Consider the following 4,480-nt stretch of genomic DNA (forward strand, 5'->3'; position numbering starts at 1 on the left):
TGTAGCAATTATAAATTATAAGGAATACCATCTTTTTTTTAAACTAAAAGTGTGCAATATCTATGGCTCTTAAACATTTTTAAATTTTTGATATACTTGAAAAAAAATCAAAATTCATATAAAATAAACATAATATTTTAAAAATTACTTTAATAATTAGGATTAATAAATATGGAATATGAAGCAGTCATAGGATTAGAAGTGCATGTTCAGCTTAATACTAAAACTAAAGCATTCTGTTCATGCCCAAACACTTTCGGTGCTCCTGCAAACACTCTTACTTGTCCAAGATGTCAGGCTCACCCTGGTACTTTGCCTATAGTTAATAAAGAAATGGTGCATAAAACTATCAAAGCAGGACTTGCTACTAACTGCACTATTCAAAAGAAAAGCAGATTTGCTAGAAAACATTATTTCTACCCAGATTTGCCTTCCTACTATCAGATTACTCAAATGGATGAACCAATCTGTACAGAAGGTCATCTTGATATTACTGTACTTAATGATGATGGTTCTTCTTATAATAAAAGCATAAGAATAAACAGAATACACATGGAAGAAGATGCTGGTAAACTTGTGCATGATGATACAGGAAGACCTTTAAGCTATGTAGACTTAAACCGTGCCGGATGCTGTTTGATTGAATGTGTAAGCGAACCGGATATTTCTACTGGTGAAGAAGCTTATCAATATTTAACAGAACTTAAAAAAATCTTCAAATATATTGATGTTTCTGATTGTAACATGGAAGAAGGTTCTTTGAGATGCGATGCTAACGTTTCTATACGTCCTAAAGGAAGTACAGAACTTGGAACTAAAACTGAAGTTAAAAACATGAACAGTTTTAGAAATGTAAGACTTGCTATTGATTATGAGATTAAAAGACAAATTAAAGCTTTAAATAACGGCGAGAAAATCTTACAAGAAACTAGACTTTACGATGCTAAAGAAAACACTACTAAAGGTATGCGTTCAAAAGAGGGTGCTGCAGATTACAGATATTTCCCAGACCCAGATATACCTCTTTTAGTGTTAAAAGATGAAGAGATTGAGCAGGCTAAAAAAGAGCTTCCAGAACTTCCTCAGCAAAAACGCGAAAGACTTAAAAAAGATTATGACTTACCGGATCAGGATATAGTTGTATTAACAGAAGATGCTGCATTAGCTGATTATTATGAGGCAGCAGTTAAAGCTTATCCTAAACAGCCTAAGAAAATAAGCAACTGGATAATGGTTGAAGTTAATGCTTACTTAAACAAAAAACTTCAAACTATAAAAGATTTCAAACCTAAAGCAGAGCATATAGGGGAGATTTTCAAACTTATAGATGAAAATGTTATAAGCGGTAAAATAGCTAAAGAGATTTTTGAAGATATGTGCGAAACAGGAGAAGCTCCTTCTGCTATAGTTGAGAAAAAAGGTATTAAACAAGTTAGCGATACTGGCGAGCTTGAAACAATAATAAGAAAAGTTTTAGAAGAAAATCCTAAATCAGTAGCTGACTTCAAAGCAGGTAAAGAAAAATCATTCGGCTTCTTAGTAGGTCAGACAATGAAAGCTACTAAAGGTCAAGGTAACCCTAAACTTGTTAATGAAGTTTTAAGAAAAATTTTAAGCGAATAATTAATATTTAATATTATAAATAAAGCCTAGCTATTAAATAATAGTTAGGCTTTTTTATATTGAATTTTACTGACTTTTATCTATTTTTTTATACATATATAAATTATATTTTTGATATTCAGTAGGTATGTTTGTGTAATTTTTCTTTACAAATTCATTAAAATTATTTATACATGATATATAATCATTATTAATATAAAAAGGTGGATCATATATTTTTTCTTCAGATAAAAATATATTAGGTTGTTTATCTAAAAATATTTTTATAGCATTACTATAACCAAATGAAGGATTCCACCAATCACTCATATTTGGTAGTATTAAAGAATTAGTCCAATTTAAATTAGCATAACCATATTCAAAATATCCTCCAAATGAAGCTATGCCATTATATCCATATTTTTTCATAAATTCAGTTATGACAACATCTCTTCCATCACTTTTATCTTTATTAATCATATAGCTGTAAAATTTGGTAGACACATTGGTTTCTTTAAAAATATTATTATCTAATTTATTAACTAAATATTTATAAAATATATTATAATTATTTACTGACATAAACATAGTGAATAACATTCCTATTATGAGCAAGGATAGTGTTATATTTTTAATTTGTTTGAAATTTGTATTTTTATATACATTAAAATATAATATATGAAGTCTATATAGTAAAAATGGCATTATTATTAATATCATTGGAAAAATTATTGTGCTGTTAAAAAATGCTGTTCTGTTTATACAATAAGAGAATACTCCTAATGCTGATACTGAAATATATATTATTGTTGGATAATAATTTTTTATATTTTGATGGTAGTGATTTTTAAATATCCTCATTTCTTTTAAATAGAATAAAAATGGTATTAAAAAAAATAAAACAACTATAAGCCAATAATTAAAAAATTTATTAATTTTTATTTCAGTATACTTTACTTGTCCTGTTAATAATGGAAACAATAAATCTTCAATTGTTTGATGTTCACCATGAAGTAAATATACATTAAAAATGTTTAATATAGCATAAGAAAATAAAATAGAAGCTATTAAAAAAATAAATTGTTTTATTATATTAAAATAGAATTCTTTATCTTTCAAAGTATAATCATAACAATAAATATATATATTTGCTATTAATAATGATATTGATAATACAATGCCAGTTTCTGCATTCCATAAAATACTTAAAGATGCCAATAAATATCCTATTATCAAAAATAATATATTCTTTTTAGAGCCAACTACAGTCATATATAATATCATAATACTTGGAAAAAATATTCTTAGAGGTCTTATAGCTATATATTGTACATAAGATATAAAAAATATGCTTGAAAATAATGTTAATAGTAATCCTATAGTAATATAAACTTTATCTTTTACTAATATAAATATACTAAGTATTATAGATATAATTGATATGCCTGATAATATTGTAATTAAAATAGAATATATTTTTACATTAAAACCAAATATATGAAAAAATGGTTTCATCAAGATTGCATAATGACCAAGTATACTGTACATATTTTGCTGATATGGAATATTATTATAAACCATAAATGCTGATGTAAAATGTGCTACATGATGCCATACATCATATACTTTAGGAAAATATTCACAATATATTATAAAAATTGCAAAAATTATTGCTAAAAATATTGTTATAAGTTTATTAGTATTTTTTATTACAAAAAAGAAAAGCAAAAAAGCAAATATTAATTCTATTAAGAATAGATTAATATTTCCATTAATCAATAATTCATACCAGGACTGTAAAAAAGAAGGATATTTCCATTCTCTAAGTTCAATGAATGTATTAAGGATTGATAATGTGAAAGTTGTTATTATTAATAAGACTATTATTTTACCAGAGTAATTAGAAAAAATTTCATTATATATTTTATAAAAATAATTTATTTTTATATTATTTAGAAAATATAATGATAATGTAATTATAATCAAAGAAATTCCATATATTTTGATATCTTCAAAATTTAAAATTTTAAAAATAAATATAGATATTATTGTTATTGTTAATGAAATTAGAAAATTATTTATAAAAGTATGTATAGAATTATAAGTATTTTCATCATTATACTTAGGTAAATTGTAATTATAAATAAAATCTTCAATTACAAATTTCATGTTTAATAGATTAGTATTTATTATAATTCTCAATAATATTAATAATATAAATATTGTCATCAATAATTTTTGTTTAACTTTTAATGTATATATTATATTATCTATTTTTTCATCGTATTTTAATATTTTTTCTGAAATTAAATTACCAAAAGGACTTCCAGGTTTATCCATTTTTATTTCTTTAAGAAAATTATTATCTATTAAAATTTTATTTGTATTAGGATAAACCCCATATAAATCGCTATGTTTAAAAACTTTACTATAATAACCTACTTTATAACCATAACTATAATTTGTAATGGCTTCATTTGTAAATATGTAATTTATTAAGGCTTCATTATTTAATGTATTATCTATAGTGAAAGTTTTTTTTACTTCATCTATGTTTAATCCATTTAATTCTAAAGTTCTATTTATATGATATTCATCAAATTTAAATTCTGTTAAATATCCGATTCTTGTTTTATATCCTAATGCAATAAGAATTATTAAGGCAGCTATAAATATTATTAATATTGATAAAAATAATTTATTATTCTTCATAAATTACTCCATAAAATACATAGATAGTATTTAAATTGATAAATTTTTTTTGTGTATTTAGATAAATTTAGGTTAGAAAATAAATTTAGGCTTGTTGCTTGTTGCTTGTTGCTTGTTGCTTGTTGCTTGTTGCTTGTTGCTTGTTGCTTGTTGCTTGTTGCTTGTT

2 protein-coding genes are annotated in these 4,480 nt (G+C 24.0%); one reads left to right on the forward strand and one right to left on the reverse strand.

Features of this window, described 5'->3' with window-relative positions:
* Nucleotides 1-171: 171 nt before the first annotated feature.
* Nucleotides 172-1,623: an Asp-tRNA(Asn)/Glu-tRNA(Gln) amidotransferase subunit GatB gene (gene gatB, locus Q0K19_RS14870; RefSeq protein WP_297249332.1), complete on the forward strand. Its 1,452-nt coding sequence runs from the start codon at nt 172-174 to the stop codon at nt 1,621-1,623.
* 66 nt (nt 1,624-1,689) lie between these two features.
* On the opposite strand, the gene Q0K19_RS14875 is transcribed toward gatB, so the two are convergent.
* Nucleotides 1,690-4,314, reverse strand: coding sequence for a hypothetical protein (locus Q0K19_RS14875; protein WP_297249334.1), 2,625 nt, complete (start codon nt 4,312-4,314; stop codon nt 1,690-1,692).
* Nucleotides 4,315-4,480: the final 166 nt, after the last annotated feature.

Source organism: uncultured Brachyspira sp. (assembly GCF_944393015.1).
Lineage (GTDB): Bacteria > Spirochaetota > Brachyspiria > Brachyspirales > Brachyspiraceae > Brachyspira.

Excerpts from the sequence above, each read along its gene's own strand:
- gatB (WP_297249332.1), top strand. The coding sequence starts at position 172 with ATGGAATATGAAGCAGTCATAGGATTAGAAGTGCATGTTCAGCTTAAT.
- Q0K19_RS14875 (WP_297249334.1), bottom strand. The coding sequence starts at position 4,314 with ATGAAGAATAATAAATTATTTTTATCAATATTAATAATATTTATAGCT.